The organism is Mycobacterium sp. E183 (genome assembly GCF_001667735.1).
In the GTDB taxonomy this organism is placed as follows: Bacteria; Actinomycetota; Actinomycetes; order Mycobacteriales; family Mycobacteriaceae; genus Mycobacterium.
In genome coordinates this window covers 24,518-40,404 of record NZ_LZJN01000214.1, presented here as the reverse complement: position 1 = coordinate 40,404, position 15,887 = coordinate 24,518, and the positions used below count along the sequence as shown (strand labels likewise).

Here is a 15,887-nt window from a genome sequence, read left to right as displayed (position 1 = left end):
CGCTATCCGGCTTGGTGCCGACGCGAAAACGCCCCGGAGCCAATGGCTTCCGGGGCGTTTTTCGGGCGAATTACTTGACCATCGTGAACTGGCAGACGTTGGTGTAGCCGTCGCGGAACAGGTCCGAGCAGCCGCGCAAGTACTTCAGGTAGATGTCGTAGGTCTCCTGCCCCTTCAGCGCGATCGCCTCTTCCTTGTGCGCCTCGAGCGCGTCGCCCCAGGCGGTCAGCGTCGGGACGTAGTTCTTGCCGATGAAGTGGTGGCGCTCGATCTTGAAACCGGCGTCGGTCGCGTACTTGTCGACCAGGTCGACCTGAGGCAGCTTCCCGCCCGGGTAGATCTCCTTGAGGATGAAGCTGATGAACCGCAGCAGGGTCATGTTCACCTGCAAGCCCATCTTCTTGCCCTCTTCGGCGGACGGCACCACGATCGAGTGCAGCAGCATGCGGCCGTCGTCGGGCAGCAGGTCGTAGTACTTCTTGAAGAAGGTGGCGTACCGCTCGTACCCGGCGTCACCGGCGCCGTCGGCGAAGTGCTCGAACGCACCCAGCGACACGATGCGGTCGATCGGTACGTCGCCAGGGAATTCCTCCCAGCCCTGGATCCGCACCTCTTTGCGGCGGGGGCTGTCCATCTTGTCGAACTCGGCCACGCAGTGGGCGTACTGGTTTTCGCTGAGCGTCAGGCCGATGACGTTGACGTCGTACTCGGCCACCGCGTGCCGCATCGTCGAACCCCACCCGGAGCCGATGTCGAGCAGTGTCATGCCTGGCTCGAGGTTGAGCTTGTCCAGCGCGAGCTTGCGCTTGGCGTACTGCGCCTCTTCCAGCGTCTTGGTCAGGTTCTGGGGGTCCGGATTCTCGTCGAAATAGCCGCAGCTGTAGGTCATCGACGGGTCGAGCCAGAGCTTGAAGAACTCGTTCGATTTGTCGTAGTGCGACCGGACCTTCTCGACCGGCGGCTTCAGTTGCGTGCTACCGCTTTCCCCCTGTGACGTCATTGATTCGAACCTACTTTCCCGCTGATATGGACTTTCCCGCTGATATGGACGCGACTGCCGCGACGGTTGCTTCGTGGTCGGCATCGTTGTTTGCGGCTTCCCCCAGCATCGTGACTGTACTGGTGATGACCGGTTTGCCCTCGGCGTCCGTGACCTCGCTACGGATCTCGGTGATCACGGCGCCATGGGACTCAATGACCGAGTCTAGATAGGTGTCGAAGTAAAGCCTATCCCCTGCGACGATCGGCCGGTGGAACTTGAATTTCTGGTCGCGGTGCATGACCCGCGCGATGTTGATCGGAATGCTGAACTTGGTGAAGATCTCCAGCTGCACGCGCCGGCCCGCGATGGCGAGGAACGTGGGCGGGGCCACCAGCGCGTCGTATCCGGCCGCGGCGGCGTCGGCCTCGTTGAAGTGCGTCGGATGGTCGTTGTTGATGGCGAGGGCGAACTCCCGGATCTTCTCGCGGCCGACGAGGAAGTAATCCGGCGCCCGGTAATGGCTGCCGATGAGCCCTTCGGCTCCCTTGGGGATTGTCATAGCGCTGTCGCTCTCCGCTCGAATAGGTCTCAGCGGCGCAGCCTATCAGCGCGATTGCCGCCGGGAAGCCACCGCGGCCAGTGCACCACCGGCCGCACCGAGCGCCAACGCCGACGGGACCCCGATCCGGGCGGCCTTGCGGGCGGTGCGAAAGTCCCGGATCTCCCAACCGCGTTCGCGGGCCAGTGTGCGCAGGCGTGCGTCCGGGTTGATCGCGACGGCGGTGCCCACCAACGAGAGCATGGGCACGTCGTTGAAGCTGTCGGAGTAGGCCGTGCAGCGTTTGAGGTTCAGGCCCTCCCGGATCGCCAGCGACCGCACGGCGTGCGCCTTTCCGGTCCCGTGCAGGATGTCGCCGACGAGCCGGCCGGTGAACACCCCGTCGACGGACTCCGCGACGGTGCCCAGGGCGCCGGTCAGGCCGAGCCGCCGCGCGATGGTCGCCGCGAGTTCGTAAGGGGTGGCGGTGATCAGCCACACCTGCTGGCCCGCGTCGAGGTGCATCTGCGTCAGCTCGCGAGTGCCCGGCCAGATTTTGTCCGCGATGATCTCGTCGTAGATCTCCTCGCCCAGCGTCACCAGCTGTTCGACCGAGCGGCCCTCGATGAAGGCGAGCGCTTTGCGACGGCCGGCGGCGACGTCGTTGCTGTTCTCCTTGCCGAGGACCTGGAATTTGGCCTGGGCATAGATGAAACCGAGCACATCGCGATAGGTGAAGTAGTTGCGCGCGGCCAGCCCGCGGCCGAAGTGCACCGCCGAGGAGCCCTGCACCAGGGTGTTGTCGACGTCGAAGAAGGCGGCCGCGGTCAGGTCGATCGGCGGCTGGGGCCGGTCCTCGTCGGTGGCGGCCTTTTCGGCTTGCAGGTCCTCCAGCGCACGGGCCGCGCTGGCGTCGGCGGCCAGCGACTCCAGGTCAGCGCGACTGACGTCTCCGTCGACGGGGTCAGAGGAAGTCATCGCCAAACCTCCTAGATCGCTGTGTTGCCTGGCGACCCAGTGGGTCCCGGTATCCAACCCTATCCGGCGGTTGTGCCGCGGGGCGTCGGCTATGCCGCGCTGTCGAGTGTGAAGCTAGCCGCACACTCGGCGCCGAGCGTGAAGCTAGCTGCACACTCGACAATGTCCGCTCGCATCTGTGGTGTAGGCGGAGTCGACTTCCTGAGAGCTTTGCTCGCGTTGATCGTCGAGTGTTGGCGTGGCCTCCGCCAACAGCATTGCCATGGTGCCGCCGCCCGCGGCGGTCTCGGTGGCCATGAAGCTCGTGCCCGCGCTGCAGGCCAGCGCCGCCGTCAACGCCGAAATCACCGATCCCATGGACTCGCCGGTGGCCAGCACCGTGGCACCGGCGCGGTCTAGCGCAGTCGCGTCACACGCCAGCGGCGCCATCTGGTCACGACCACATGCCGAGATTCGTCGACATCGCCCCGGTGTAGTTGCCGTGCGCGGTCGCGGCAACCTTCTTCAACTGCGCCAGCGCCTCGCGCATCATCGCCTCGCCGCGCACCCAGTGCTGATGCGACTCGGCGTGCGCGGCCGCGGCCTCACCCGTCCACGTGGTGTGCAAACGCGTTACGCGGGAATCGATTTCGGTGATCATGTCCTCGGCGTAGCGCTGAAAGTCGGCCATCCGCTGCACCGAGTCGGCCAACGCCTGCGGATCCACCCGAAACGCCTCAGCCACCGCGCACCGCTCGCTCCGCCGCGGCGGACCCGGCCTCGTTGGCCTGATAGCCCTCGCCGGCCTCACCCACGAGGCGCGCCAACATCGACAGCCCCAGCTGAACCTCGCGAGCGCCCCGATGCCAGAGTTCCCACGCGGAGGAATACGCCGTCCCGGACGCGCCTTGCCAGCCGCCCAGCATCTGCCCCACCTGATCGTCCAGCTGAGCGAGGCGGCTCGAAAGGTTCTCTGCCGCGCCGGCGGTGGAAACGGCGTGACTCTGCATCACCGCCGGGTCAACTCGCAGGGCCATGACCGGAAAGTAACGCCGGCCAGATGTCCCCACAAGTCACCGGTGCCAGACTGATGGCCATGACCGACGCCCCCCGACGGCCGCAGGTGGAACTGCTGACTCGCGACGGCTGCACCCTCTGCGTGCGGGTGCACGACCGGCTCGAGGAACTGGCGTCCGAGCTGGGCTTCGACCTGTCGACGACCGACGTCGACGCCGCCGCGGCCGCCGGCAACCCGGCGCTGCGGGCCGAATTCGGTGACCGGCTGCCCGTGATCCTGCTCGACGGCCGCGAGCACAGCTACTGGGACCTCGACGAGCCGCGGCTGCGCGCGGATCTGGGGAGATGAGGACCACCGGGCAATTATTTGGTAGCCCACCTGATAAACGATTACCTTGGAAACCAGTTCAGTTACTGGAGGAAGCAAGGGAGCTGGCCAGGTGATGCTGCCGTGAGCGTCTTGCTCTTCGGGGTTTCGCACCGCAGTGCGCCGGTCTCCGTCCTGGAACAACTCAGCATCGACGAATCCGATCAGGGCAAGATCGTCGACCGAGTGTTGCAGTCGCCGCTGGTGACCGAGGCGATGGTGCTGTCGACATGCAACCGGGTCGAGGTCTATGCAGTGGTGGACGCGTTCCACGGCGGGTTGGCGGCCATTGGGCAGGTGCTGTCGGATCACTCCGGAATGTCGATGGGGGACCTGACCAAATACGCGTACGTCCGGTACAGCGAGGCCGCCGTCGAGCACCTGTTCGCGGTGGCCAGCGGGCTGGACTCCGCCGTGGTGGGTGAGCAGCAGGTGCTCGGCCAGGTGCGCCGCGCGTATGCCACCGCGGAAGGCAATCGGACCGTCGGGCGGGTGCTGCACGAGCTGGCCCAACGGGCGCTGTCGGTGGGCAAGCGGGTGCATTCCGAGACCGCGATCGATGCGGCCGGCGCCTCGGTGGTGTCGGTCGCCCTCGACATGGCCGAGCGCCGGCTGGGCGGCCTGGAGGGCAAGACCGCCGCGCTGGTCGGCGCCGGCGCGATGGGCGCCCTGGCCGCGGCCCACCTGACCCGCTCCGGTGTCCGGCGGGTGCACGTCCTGAATCGGTCGTTGTCCCGGGGGCAGCGGCTGGCCCGCAAGATCCGCGAATCCGGTGTGCAGGCCGACGCGATGGCCCTCGACCGGCTGGCCGACGCGGTCGCCGACGCCGACGTCGTGGTCAGCTGCACCGGCGCGGTGAGCCCGGTGATCACACTGGCCGACGTGCACCACGCGCTGGCCGCCGCCCGCCGCGACGAGTCGACGCGTCCGCTGGTGATCTGCGACCTGGGCATGCCGCGCGACGTGGATCCGGCGGTCGCCGGCCTGCCCGGTGTGTGGGTCGTCGACGTGGACCGCGTGCAGCACGAGCCGTCGGCGCACGCCGCCGCGTCCGACGTGCACGCCGCGCGCCACATCGTGGCCGCCGAAGTGGCCGCCTACCTGGCCGGCCAGCGGATGGCCGAGGTCACCCCGACGGTGACCGCGCTGCGCCAGCGCGCCGCCGACGTGGTGGAGGCGGAGCTGCTGCGCCTGGACAACCGGCTGCCCGGCCTTCAGAGCGCCCACCGCGAGGAGGTGGCGCGCACCGTGCGGCGGGTGGTGGACAAGCTGCTGCACGCGCCGACCGTGCGGATCAAACAACTCGCCAGCGCCCCCGGCGGCGATAGCTACGCCGAAGCGCTGCGCGAACTCTTCGAACTCGACCAGACCGCCGTCGACGCCGTCGCTGCGGGCGAATTGCCCGTCATAGCAACGGGATTCGACGCCGGAACGCAAGAACCCACCGCCGAGTAGCCGATTGGCGAATGTGATCCGGATAGGCACCCGGGGCAGTCTGTTGGCCACCACCCAGGCCGGCGTCGTCAGGGACGCCCTGATCGCCAACGGTCACCCCGCGGAGTTGGTGATCATCACCACCGCCGGCGACCGCTCGTCGGCGCCCATCGAAACCCTGGGCGTCGGCGCCTTCACCACCGCACTGCGCGAGGCCATGGACGACGGCCGGGTGGACGCCGCGGTGCACTCGCACAAGGATTTGCCCACGGCGGACGACCCGCGGTTCACGATCGCGGCGATACCGCCCCGCAACGACCCCCGCGACGTGGTGGTGGCCCGCGACGGGCTGGTGCTCGGGGAGTTGCCGCCGGGTTCGCTGGTGGGCACGTCGTCCCCGCGCAGGGCCGCGCAGCTTAGGGCATTGGGTCTCGGTTTGGAAATCCGCCCCCTACGAGGCAACCTAGATACCAGGTTGAACAGGGTAAGCAATGGTGATCTCGACGCGATCGTGGTGGCTCGGGCCGGACTGGCCCGGCTCGGTCGCCTCGACGATGTCACCGAGACGTTAGAGCCGGTGCAGATGTTGCCAGCACCGGCTCAGGGCGCGCTCGCCGTCGAATGCCGCGCGGGTGATGAATTGGCGGCGGTGCTGGCGGAGTTGGACGACGCCGACACGCGCGCGTCGGTCACCGCGGAGCGAGCCCTGCTGGCCGAACTGGAGGCGGGTTGCTCCGCACCGGTGGGCGCGATCGCCGAGGTGGTCGAGTCCATCGATGAGGACGGCCGCGTCTTCGAAGAGCTGTCGCTGCGCGGTTGCGTGGCGGCGCTGGACGGGTCCGACGTGATACGCGCGTCCGGCATCGGCACCGCCGACCGGGCGCGCGAGCTGGGGGTATCGGTCGCCGCGGAGTTGTTCGAACTCGGCGCCCGAGAGCTGATGGCCGAAGCGCGGCAGGACCCGAACCGAGGAAATTAATTGCGAGTGACGTGGGAGCGACAATGACGACGCGAGGGCGTAAGCCGAGACCCGGCCGCATCACGTACGTGGGTTCCGGACCCGGCGATCCGGGTCTGTTGACCACCCGGGCCGCGACGGTATTGGCGAACGCCGCCCTGGTGTTCACCGACCCCGACGTGCCGGAGCCGGTGCTGGCGCTGATCGGCAAGGACCTACCACCCGTCTCCGGCCCGGCGCCGGCCGAGGCCGCCGCCGGCAACGGTGACGCGCCCACCGGCGGAGCGGAGCAGCCCGCGGTGATATCGGCCGGTCCGGATGTCCGCCCGGCGCTCGGCGAGCCGACCGAGGTGGCCAAGACGCTGACCGCCGAGGCCCGTGCCGGCGCCGACGTGGTGCGGCTGGTGGCCGGCGACCCGCTGACGGTCGACGCGGTGATCACCGAGGTGAACGCCGTCGCGCGGAGCCACCTGCACATCGAGATCGTGCCCGGCCTGGCGCCGACCGGCGCCGTGCCCAGCTACGCGGGTCTGCCGCTGGGCTCGTCGCACACGGTCGCCGACGTGCGCGACCCGAACGTGGATTGGGACGCTCTGGCCGCCGCGCCCGGCCCGCTGATCCTGCAGGCCACCACGTCGCATCTGGCCGACGCGGCGCGCACCCTGATCGAGCACGAGCTCTCCGAGAGCACCCCGTGCGTGGTGACCGCGCACGGCACCACCTGCCAGCAGCGGTCGATCGAGACCACGCTGGGCGGTCTGACCGACTCGGCCGTCCTGGGCGGGACGGACCCGGCGGGCCCGTTGACCGGGCCGCTGGTGGTGACCATCGGCAAGACGGTGGCCAGCCGGGCGAAGCTGAACTGGTGGGAGAGCCGGGCGCTGTACGGCTGGACGGTGCTGGTGCCGCGCACCAAGGACCAGGCCGGCGAGATGAGCGAGCGGCTGACGTCCTACGGCGCGCTGCCGATCGAGGTGCCGACCATCGCCGTCGAGCCGCCCCGCAGCCCCGCCCAGATGGAGCGGGCCGTCAAGGGTCTGGTCGACGGCCGCTTCCAGTGGGTGGTGTTCACCTCCACCAATGCGGTGCGCGCGGTGTGGGAGAAGTTCGGCGAGTTCGGTCTGGACGCGCGGGCGTTCTCGGGCGTCAAGATCGCCTGTGTCGGCGAGTCGACGGCCGACCGGGTCCGGGCGTTCGGCATCAGCCCCGAGCTGGTGCCTGCGGGCGAACAGTCCTCACTCGGCCTGCTGGACGACTTCCCGGACTACGACAGCATTTTCGACCCGGTGAACCGGGTGCTGCTGCCGCGGGCCGACATCGCCACCGAGACGCTGGCCGAGGGACTGCGCGAGCGCGGCTGGGAGATCGAGGATGTCACCGCCTACCGGACGGTGCGGGCCGCGCCGCCGCCGGCGGAGACGCGGGAGATGATCAAGACCGGCGGCTTCGACGCGGTGTGCTTCACCTCCAGCTCCACCGTGCGCAACCTGGTCGGCATCGCCGGCAAGCCGCACGCGCGGACGATCATCGCCTGCATCGGTCCCAAGACGGCCGAGACCGCCGCGGAATTCGGGCTGCGGGTGGACGTGCAGCCCGAGACGGCCGCCGTCGGCCCGCTGGTCGATGCCCTGGCCGAGCACGCCGCCCGGTTGCGCGCCGAGGGCGCGCTGCCACCGCCGCGTAAGAAGAGCCGCAGGCGCTAGTGGGCCGCCACCAGAGGAGCTAGCCCATGGCCTACCCGCGGCAGCGTCCGCGCCGGCTCCGCTCCACCCCCGCGATGCGTCGCCTGGTGGCGCAAACATCTTTGGAGCCAAGGCATTTGGTGCTGCCGATGTTCGTCGCCGACGGTATCGACGAACCACGGCCGATCGCGTCGATGCCGGGCGTGGTGCAACACACCCGCGACTCGCTGCGCAGCGCGGCGGCCGACGCCGTCGCAGCCGGGGTGGGCGGGCTGATGCTGTTCGGGGTGCCCCGGGACGAAGACAAGGATGCGACGGGGTCGGCGGGCACCGATCCCGACGGCATCCTCAACCTCGCCCTGCGCGACCTGGCCAAGGATCTCGGCGATGCGACGGTGTTGATGGCCGACACCTGCCTGGACGAATTCACCGACCACGGCCACTGCGGCGTCCTGGACGCCAGGGGCCGGGTGGACAACGACGCCACGTTGGCTCGCTACGTGAAACTTGCTGTGGCGCAGGCGGAATCGGGCGCGCACGTGGTGGGCCCGAGCGGGATGATGGACGGCCAGGTGGCCGCGATACGCGACGGCCTGGACGCCGCGGGCCACACCGACGTGGTCATCCTCGCCTACGCCGCGAAGTTCGCCTCGGCGTTCTACGGCCCGTTCCGCGAGGCGGTCAGCTCCAGCCTGTCCGGCGACCGGCGCACCTATCAGCAGGAGTCGGGCAACTTCCGCGAAGCGCTGCGCGAGATCCGGCTGGACCTCGACGAGGGCGCGGACATCCTGATGGTCAAGCCCGCGCTGGGTTACCTCGACGTGGTGGCCGCCGCGGCGGAGGTGTCGCCGGTGCCGGTGGCGGCCTACCAGGTCTCGGGGGAGTACGCCATGATTTGCGCTGCGGCCGCCAACAATTGGATCGACGAGCGGGTCGCGGCTCTCGAGTCATTGACGAGCATTCGCCGGGCCGGAGCCGATATTGTGCTGACCTACTGGGCCGCCGACGTGGCGGGTTGGCTTTCGTGAGATGGGGCTTGCTGTGAATTCCGAGTCGACGGCCGCGGAACGCAAGCCGCTGTTCTACGAACCGGGCGCCAGCTGGATCTGGGTGCTGTGGGGCCCGGTGGCCGCGGGCGCGATGATCCTGATCGAAATCTGGAGCGGTGCGCCCGTGTCGTTCCTGATCCCGCTGATCTTCTTGGTCCTGGTATCGGGGTTCGTCGGGTTGCAGGTGAAGGCGGCCCGGATCCACGTCTCGGTCGAACTCACCGAGGACGCCCTGCGCCAGGGCACCGAAACCATCCTGGTGCGCGAGATCCTCAAGGTGTACCCGGAACCGGAGAACCACGAAGCCTCCGGCAAGGAGTTGGCGCGGTGGCAGTCGGCGCGGGCCCTCGGCGAATTGGTCGGGGTGCCGCGCGGCCGCATCGGCATCGGCCTGAAGCTGACCGGCGCGCGCTACGCGCAGGCGTGGGCGCGCCGGCACCGTGAGCTCCGCGCGGCCCTGACCCCGTTGGTCCAGGAGCGGGTCGAGCCTGCCGACGTGACCGACTTCGACCGTGACGACGACGCCGGGTCCGCGCAGTGAGCGCCCGCTACCGGAGCAACAGGGCGTTGGTCGAACTCGCCCTGGCCTGCGCGGCGCTGATCGGCGCGGGAGTCAGCTGGGCGCGGTCGCACCACACCGTGGCGGTGGCGCCGATCGCGGACGGGCAGCCGTTCACCACGTCGACGGTGTATGACCCGCAGCTGCTCTTGCTGGCCCTGCTGCTGCTGACCAGCGCAGGGGTGCTGGCGGTGGTGGGAATCTCCAGGCAGCGCCGTGAGCGGCGCGCTAAGACATCCTGACCAGCGGCAACGCCATGCGACGGCGGCTGGCGATCGCGTCGGCCAGGTCGTGCAGCGCCTCGGGCACCGAGTAATTGCCGGAGAACCCGCCGTCAGCCACCAGTTCGGCGACCGCCGGGCTTGCCACCAAGGTCCACTGCACCCCCTCGGCGCGGCACGCGTCATCGAAGGTTTCCAGAAGTGAAATGCCCGCCGTAGCAAATTCGCTTACGTCGCCCATGTCGAGCACCACGCGGTCCTCTCCGAGGATGAAACGCCGAATGTGCTCGCCGACCTGATCCGCATTGCAGGCGCTTATTTCCCCCCGGATCGTCACCACGGTCGCCAATTGGCGGCGGTGAGCCCGAACCCATGCGCCGCCGCACTGGAAGATGCCGTTCTGATCCCGTGTCAGGACATCGGCGATCGTCATGGGCACCCCTCACTCTCCGTGGCGCTCGCTATGGCTTTGACGCTAAACCGCAAGCTTAAGGAGGGTGAAAGCCGCATCTAACGTTTTGTTAAGAAGCGATTTTCGCCGCCATTCCGCGCCGATACGAGCAAAGTTGGTCCGGGGCCGATTCGCCGCGAAAGTCCGCGTGCCACACCACAACCGTCCGGGCGTCACGGCGGTTGCGCTGCTAGGCTGCCAGGGCTACCGGTTGCGAGGCGGGGACTTGTGACAGCGCGAGGTCGCCCGGTCAGCCGAGCTACCAGGCGAACGTGAAGTCCAGGCGGAAAGAGCATCGTGCGCGGCGCAGAGATCAGGGGAGAGATCAAGGCCCTGACGGGACTTCGCATCGTCGCCGCGCTCTGGGTAGTGCTCTTCCACTTCCGGCCGATGCTGGGCGACGTGGGGCCCGACTTCCGCGACGCCCTCGCGCCCGTGCTCAACTGCGGCGCCCAGGGCGTCGACCTTTTCTTCATCCTCAGCGGGTTCGTGCTGACCTGGAACTACCTGGACCGGATGGGCCGGTCGTGGTCGACGCGCGCCACCCTGCACTTCCTGTGGCTGCGGCTGGCCCGGGTGTGGCCGGTGTACCTGGTCACCCTGCACCTCGCCGCCCTGTGGGTGATCTTCACGCTGCACGTCGGCCATGTGCCGTCGCCCGACGCCGGTCAGCTCACCGCGATCAGCTACGTCCGCCAGATCCTGCTGGTGCAGCTGTGGTTCGTCCCGTTCTTCGACGACTCCAGCTGGGACGGGCCGGCCTGGTCGATCAGCGCCGAATGGCTGGCGTACCTGCTCTTCGGCCTCCTGGTGCTGGTCATCCTGCGGATGAAGCAGGCCACGCGGGCGCGCAGCCTGATGGTGCTCGCGTTCGCGGCGGCGCTGCCGCCCGTGGTCATGTTGCTGGCGAGCGGCCACTTCTACACCCCGTGGAGCTGGCTGCCGCGGATCGTCACGCAATTCGTCGCCGGCGCGCTGGCGTGCGCCGCGGTGCGCAGGCTGCGGCTGACCGATCGCGGCCGCCGCGTCGCCGGGTACCTGTCCCTGTTTCTCCTGGCCGCCATGGTGGGCGTCCTGTATTGGTTTGACGCGCACCCGATCTCCGGCGTCGTGGAGAACGACAGCGGCGGCGTGGTCGACATCCTGTTCATTCCGTTGGTGATCACGCTGGCGATCGGCGTCGGGAGCCTGCCGAGGGCGCTCTCAACGCGGTTGATGGTGTACGGCGGGCAGATCTCGTTCTGCCTGTACATGGTTCACGAGCTGGTGCACACCGCCTGGGGCTGGTCCGTCGAGCAATTCGAGCTGAGGCCACAGGACAATCCGTGGAAGTGGAACGTCATCGGCCTGCTCGCGATCGCCGTGTTGATCTCGATCGCGATGTATCACTTCGTCGAAGAGCCCGCGCGTCGTTGGATGCGCAAGATGGTGGATGTCAAAGCCGTCACCGCGAGAAGCGAACCCGAAGAGGCCGCGGGTGGCAAGGTCCATCCGATCGACCGTTCGCTGGAAAAGGTTTCAGCCCGCGCCGTGTGAGGGTTGTCTTAGCGCCCCGCCGCGAATCGCGGGCGATAATCGATGGAACGCAGTGGCACATGACGATGCCGTTGACGGGGGAGGGAGGTAGTAGTGAGTCGTCTGGCCACCTTCGTCATCGGTTTGACCTTTCTGGTCGGCGTCGGCATCGCCTATCCCGCCCAGGTGCGCACCTACGACACGCTGACCCTGGATTTCCGGTTGAACCATCTGGCGGTCGTCGGGGATTCCTACACCACCGGCACCGGCGAGGGCGGGTTGGGCTCGAGGTCGTGGCCCGCCCGCGCGTGGGACGGGCTCGCCGCGCGGGGCGAGCGGATCTCGGCCGACGTGGCGGCCGAGGGCCGGGCCGGTTACGGCATGCCGGGTGACCACGGCAGCGTGTTCGAGGACCTGACCTCCCGGGCCGTGCAGGCCGACGATGTCCTGGTGGTTTTTTTCGGCTCGCGCAACGACGAGCCGATCGATCCGGGTGTGATCGGTCAAAAAGCCCGCAGCACATTCGATTTGGCCCGGCGTCTGGCGCCGTCCGCGCGGTTTCTGGTGATCGGGCCGCCGTGGCCGACGGCAGACGTGCCCCTCCCGATCCTGCTGATTCGCGACGCGCTCGCCGCGGCGGCCGGGTCCGCGGGGGCGACGTGGGTGGACCCGATCGCCGAACACTGGTTCGTCGGCAGGCCCGACCTGATCGGCGCGGACGGCGTGCACCCGAACGACGCCGGGCACCAATACATGGCGGACAAGATCGCGCCGCTCATCCGGACCCAGCTGTCGGCCTAGGTGTGGCGGGCGGCTTCCTGAGCGAGCTGCACCCGCGACGACACGGCGAGTTTGGCGTAGACGTGCGTCAGATGAGATTGGACGGTGCGCGCGGAGATGAACATTCGCGCGGCGATGTCCTTGTTGGGCAGCCCTTCGCTGACGAGGCGAACCACGTCGATCTCGGTCGGCGTCAATGACTCCCAACCGCTGGCCGGTCGCCCGCGCGCGCCGCGACCCCGCTGCGCGTAACCGATGGCCTCCGCGGTGGACAGGGCACGCCCCGCTGACCACGCGGCTTCAAAGTCGTCCTGCCCCAGGGTTTCCCGAACCGTTGACAGCGCCGCGTCGTAAGCCGGTTGAAAAGCCTTGAAGCGCACCGAGCCATGGCGTTGCCGCATGCCATTTGCCGCACCGAAAAGCCGGGCCGCGTGCTCGGGGTTGGAGTCGGCGGCCAGCGCCGCGAGACCCTCCAGGGCGTCCGGAAGTAACACGTGTCCGCCGGTGCGCTCGGCGACCGCGACGGCGTCGTGCAGATCGGTTTCGGCCTGCTGCGGCTCGCCCTGGGCGACGGCGACCCGGGCGCGCGACGTCAGCGCCAGCATCCGTTGCGATCCCGGCGCGACCGCGACGGTGTCGTCCGCCCAGCGTCGGGCGGCGGCCAGGTCGCCACAGCCCAGCGCCGCGTCGGCAATGGGCACCGTGCACCGGTTGAGAAGTTCCTTCAACGGATACGTGGACCGCCAGGCCGCGTCGCAGGCCTGTCTGGCCGCCGCGGCGTCACCGGCGGCCAGTTCGGCGATGGCCAGGAACGTATAGGCCGAGTCCTCGTGGAAACCGCCCAGCGCGGCGCCGATTTCCAGGGCGGTGTGCGCTGCGGTGCGCGCCGCAACGGCATCGCCGATCGACGCGAGCGCTTGCGCGCAGATGATCTGACCGAAGACCTCCATGGGGCGGTCCCCGGCCGCTCGCGCCTCCTCGACCAGCGAACGCGACATCTCGAGGCCCTCGGTCAGCCTGCCTCGCATTGCCAGCGTGCTGCCGAGGAACGTACGACTGTAACGGGACGCGAAGCTGTCGCCGAGCGCGTCGCCGAGGTCTCGTCCCTCCTCGCCCGCCGCCTGCGCGGCGATGATGTCACCCCCGACGGCACACGTGAAACTTTGGTAGGCGCGCAGCTGCGCCAGCGCGGCGAGGTCACCCGATGTGCGTGCGAGATCCGCCGCCTCGGTGAAGTACGGTTCGGCCAACGTGGGGTTGCCCACCGCCAACATGCCGCAGGTCATCAAGCTGTGCACGACGAGCGCCTCGTCGCCGAGCTGGCGCGCGGTAGCCAGGGCCTGTTGCGCGCGCTGCAGGCTGAACGGGACCGAGGACCAGACCCCGAGCAGCCCGGCGTCGGCGACCCCCCGCACCCAGACCTGGGGCGCGACGTCCGCGTCGCGGTACCGCTCGTCGCTGAAGATGGCATCGAACCCCGTCACGCCCTCGCGAAACCGGCCACGCGTCAGCCAGACCCGCTGCAGCGCCGACACCAGCCGCAGCGCCGGGTCGAACTCCCCGGCGTCGCAACTCCAGGCGTGGGCCGCCCGCAGGTTGGCCATCTCGAGTTCGGCCCAGGGGACCAGCGGGGAGCCGTCACCACGCATCCGCGATTCCAGCTCCGCCGCGGCGGCGGTGTAGTGGTCGCGGTGGCGAATGCGCACGGCCTCGGCTTCACCCGACTCGGCCAGCTTTTCCAGGCCGTACTGCCGGACGGTCTCCAGCAGCCGGTAGCGCATCATGCCGTCGATTTCCTCGGTGACGATCAGCGACTTGTCGACCAGGAGCCCGAGCAGGTCGATGAGCTGAAAGTGCTCGACCCCGGCGTCGGCGCCCACGGCGTGCGCGGCATCCAGGTCGAACCCTCCCATGAACACCGCCAGCCGGCGGAACAGTATGCGTTCCGGCTCGGTGAGCATGGCGTGGGACCAGTCGATGGATGCGCGCAGCGTCTGCTGGCGGCGGACCGCGGTGCGCGCGCCCCCGGCCAGCAGGCGGAAGTTGTGGTGCAACCCGTCGACGATCTGGGTCAGCGACAGCGTGCGGGTCCGCGCGGCGGCCAGCTCGATCGCCAGCGGCATGCCGTCCAGGCGCTGACAGATCTCAGCGATCGCGGACGAATTGTCTTCGGTGAGTTGAAAATCCGGTCTCGTGCGGCGGGCACGATCGGCGAACAACTCGAGGGCCTCGCCGTCGACCGTCAGCGACGGCACCCGCCAGGTCAGTTCCCCGGCCATGCCGATCGGTTCCCTGCTGGTCGCCAACACGGTGACGCCCGGCCCGGCATCGAGCAGGGCGACGATCAGCTCGGCACTCGCATCCAGCAGGTGTTCGCAATTGTCCAGCAGCAGTAGCATTTTGCGGTCCCGGACGAATTTCGCCACCGTTTCCATCGTGGAGCGGCCCGGCTGATCGGCAAGGCCCAGGGTGCGCGCCACGGTGACGGGCACGACGAGGGGGTTGGTGACCGGGGCGAGATCGACAAACCAGGCCCCGCCGGGGAACTCGTCGGACACCCGCGCCGCGACCTGCACCGCCAACCGTGTCTTTCCGACGCCGCCCGCGCCGGTCAGGGTGACCACCCTGTTGTCCCGCAGGATCTGTCCGACGTCGCTGATCTGGTCGCCACGGCCGACGAAGCTGGTCAATTGGACCGGAAGATGAGACGCCGCAACGGCGTTCGTGGTGCGTAACGGCGGGAATTCCGCACGCAGGCCGGGATGGTTGAGTTGCACGACGCGCTCGGGGCGCGGCAGATCCCGCAACGGGTACACGCCCAGGTCTATCAGCCAGGCGTCGGCCGGTAGCCGGTCGACGACCAGCGGTTCGGTGGCCCCGGACAGCACCGTCTGCCCGCCGTGGGCGAGGTCGCGCAGCCGCGCCGTCCGGTTGATCGTGGGCCCGGCGTAGTTGCCGGCATCGCGCAGCTGGACCTCGCCGGTGTGCACGCCTATTCGGATCCGGATCGGCGGGAGTACGGACAGTTGGATCTGCAGGGCGCAAGCGACGGCGTCGCTGGCGCGGGCGAAGGCGATCACGAAGCTGTCGCCCTCGCCCTGCTCGACCGGCCGCACCCCGCCGTGGGCGGCGACCAGGCCGTTGACGGTCTGGTTCAGTTGCTCGAGGGCCGCCGTCATGGTGTCGGACTGGGTTTCCCACAGCCGGGTCGAGCCTTCGACGTCGGCAAGCAGCAACGTCACCGTCCCAGTGGGCAGCTCGCTCAAGCTCTGCTCGCTCCAGTCCAGCAGCGGCATGTCCGCCGACGAATCGATGTCGATCATGTTAGCCAGCATGCGGCCGCGGTGAGCGGCAAAACATCAGCAAAAGCGCGCAGA

General features: G+C 68.8%; 16 protein-coding genes and 1 pseudogene. 9 read left to right on the top strand and 8 right to left on the bottom strand.

Annotated features, from left to right (window positions below; translation table 11 throughout):
• Positions 1-70: 70 nt before the first annotated feature.
• From A5691_RS26500 to A5691_RS26475, 6 genes are all read right to left on the bottom strand, one after another.
• Positions 71-1,000 (bottom strand): cyclopropane mycolic acid synthase family methyltransferase, encoded by a 930-nt coding sequence (locus A5691_RS26500; RefSeq protein ID WP_067757703.1) that lies wholly within the window; start codon positions 998-1,000, stop codon positions 71-73.
• Positions 1,001-1,010: 10 nt separating this feature from the next.
• Positions 1,011-1,541: a MaoC family dehydratase N-terminal domain-containing protein gene (locus tag A5691_RS26495; RefSeq protein WP_067757706.1), complete on the bottom strand. Its 531-nt coding sequence runs from the start codon at positions 1,539-1,541 to the stop codon at positions 1,011-1,013.
• Between the two features lie 45 nt (positions 1,542-1,586).
• Complete coding sequence (locus tag A5691_RS26490; RefSeq protein WP_067757709.1) at positions 1,587-2,498, bottom strand: HAD family phosphatase; 912 nt, start codon at positions 2,496-2,498, stop codon at positions 1,587-1,589.
• Positions 2,499-2,642: 144 nt separating this feature from the next.
• Entirely contained in the window at positions 2,643-2,927 is a 285-nt protein-coding gene (locus A5691_RS29025; protein ID WP_067757712.1) for a hypothetical protein, read from the bottom strand.
• Positions 2,928-2,931: 4 nt separating this feature from the next.
• On the bottom strand, positions 2,932-3,222 hold the full coding sequence (locus A5691_RS26480; protein ID WP_068018091.1) for a WXG100 family type VII secretion target: 291 nt from the start codon (positions 3,220-3,222) through the stop codon (positions 2,932-2,934).
• On the bottom strand, positions 3,215-3,514 hold the full coding sequence (locus A5691_RS26475; protein WP_068018093.1) for a WXG100 family type VII secretion target: 300 nt from the start codon (positions 3,512-3,514) through the stop codon (positions 3,215-3,217). Before A5691_RS26475 ends, A5691_RS26480 begins: the two co-directional genes overlap by 8 nt.
• Before the next feature lie 59 nt (positions 3,515-3,573).
• Between A5691_RS26475 and A5691_RS26470 the strand changes: the two are divergent.
• The 7 genes and pseudogenes from A5691_RS26470 to A5691_RS26440 all read left to right on the top strand — a co-directional run bounded on the left by A5691_RS26470 (position 3,574) and on the right by A5691_RS26440 (position 9,785).
• A pseudogene (locus tag A5691_RS26470) lies at positions 3,574-3,938 on the top strand (glutaredoxin family protein).
• Between the two features lie 7 nt (positions 3,939-3,945).
• A complete protein-coding gene (locus tag A5691_RS26465) occupies positions 3,946-5,316 on the top strand; it encodes a glutamyl-tRNA reductase (protein ID WP_067889020.1) in 1,371 nt (456 codons plus the stop codon).
• A gap of 13 nt (positions 5,317-5,329) precedes the next feature.
• Positions 5,330-6,274, top strand: coding sequence for a hydroxymethylbilane synthase (gene hemC, locus A5691_RS26460; protein WP_068018098.1), 945 nt, complete (start codon positions 5,330-5,332; stop codon positions 6,272-6,274).
• 23 nt (positions 6,275-6,297) lie between these two features.
• Entirely contained in the window at positions 6,298-7,956 is a 1,659-nt protein-coding gene (locus A5691_RS26455; protein WP_068018096.1) for a uroporphyrinogen-III synthase, read from the top strand.
• Positions 7,957-7,982: 26 nt separating this feature from the next.
• Positions 7,983-8,963, top strand: coding sequence for a porphobilinogen synthase (hemB, locus tag A5691_RS26450; RefSeq protein ID WP_082950512.1), 981 nt, complete (start codon positions 7,983-7,985; stop codon positions 8,961-8,963).
• Positions 8,964-9,012: 49 nt separating this feature from the next.
• Complete coding sequence (locus tag A5691_RS26445; protein WP_082950516.1) at positions 9,013-9,525, top strand: DUF3093 domain-containing protein; 513 nt, start codon at positions 9,013-9,015, stop codon at positions 9,523-9,525.
• Positions 9,522-9,785: a hypothetical protein gene (locus A5691_RS26440; RefSeq protein WP_067756004.1), complete on the top strand. Its 264-nt coding sequence runs from the start codon at positions 9,522-9,524 to the stop codon at positions 9,783-9,785. The genes A5691_RS26445 and A5691_RS26440 overlap by 4 nt, the downstream gene beginning before the upstream one ends.
• Here the strand turns inward: A5691_RS26440 and A5691_RS26435 are convergent.
• On the bottom strand, positions 9,772-10,197 hold the full coding sequence (locus A5691_RS26435; protein WP_067756028.1) for an STAS domain-containing protein: 426 nt from the start codon (positions 10,195-10,197) through the stop codon (positions 9,772-9,774). The two genes, A5691_RS26440 and A5691_RS26435, sit on opposite strands and share 14 nt — an antisense overlap.
• Positions 10,198-10,512: 315 nt before the next feature.
• On the opposite strand from A5691_RS26435, the gene A5691_RS26430 reads away from it, so the two are divergent.
• Positions 10,513-11,751 (top strand): acyltransferase, encoded by a 1,239-nt coding sequence (locus tag A5691_RS26430; RefSeq protein WP_067756007.1) that lies wholly within the window; start codon positions 10,513-10,515, stop codon positions 11,749-11,751.
• A gap of 93 nt (positions 11,752-11,844) precedes the next feature.
• Positions 11,845-12,531 (top strand): GDSL lipase, encoded by a 687-nt coding sequence (locus A5691_RS26425; protein ID WP_067756009.1) that lies wholly within the window; start codon positions 11,845-11,847, stop codon positions 12,529-12,531.
• On the opposite strand, the gene A5691_RS26420 is transcribed toward A5691_RS26425, so the two are convergent.
• Positions 12,528-15,845 carry a LuxR C-terminal-related transcriptional regulator gene (locus tag A5691_RS26420; RefSeq protein ID WP_082950511.1) on the bottom strand — a complete coding sequence of 1,106 codons (3,318 nt, stop codon included), beginning with the start codon at positions 15,843-15,845 and terminating at the stop codon, positions 12,528-12,530. The two genes, A5691_RS26425 and A5691_RS26420, sit on opposite strands and share 4 nt — an antisense overlap.
• Positions 15,846-15,887: the final 42 nt, after the last annotated feature.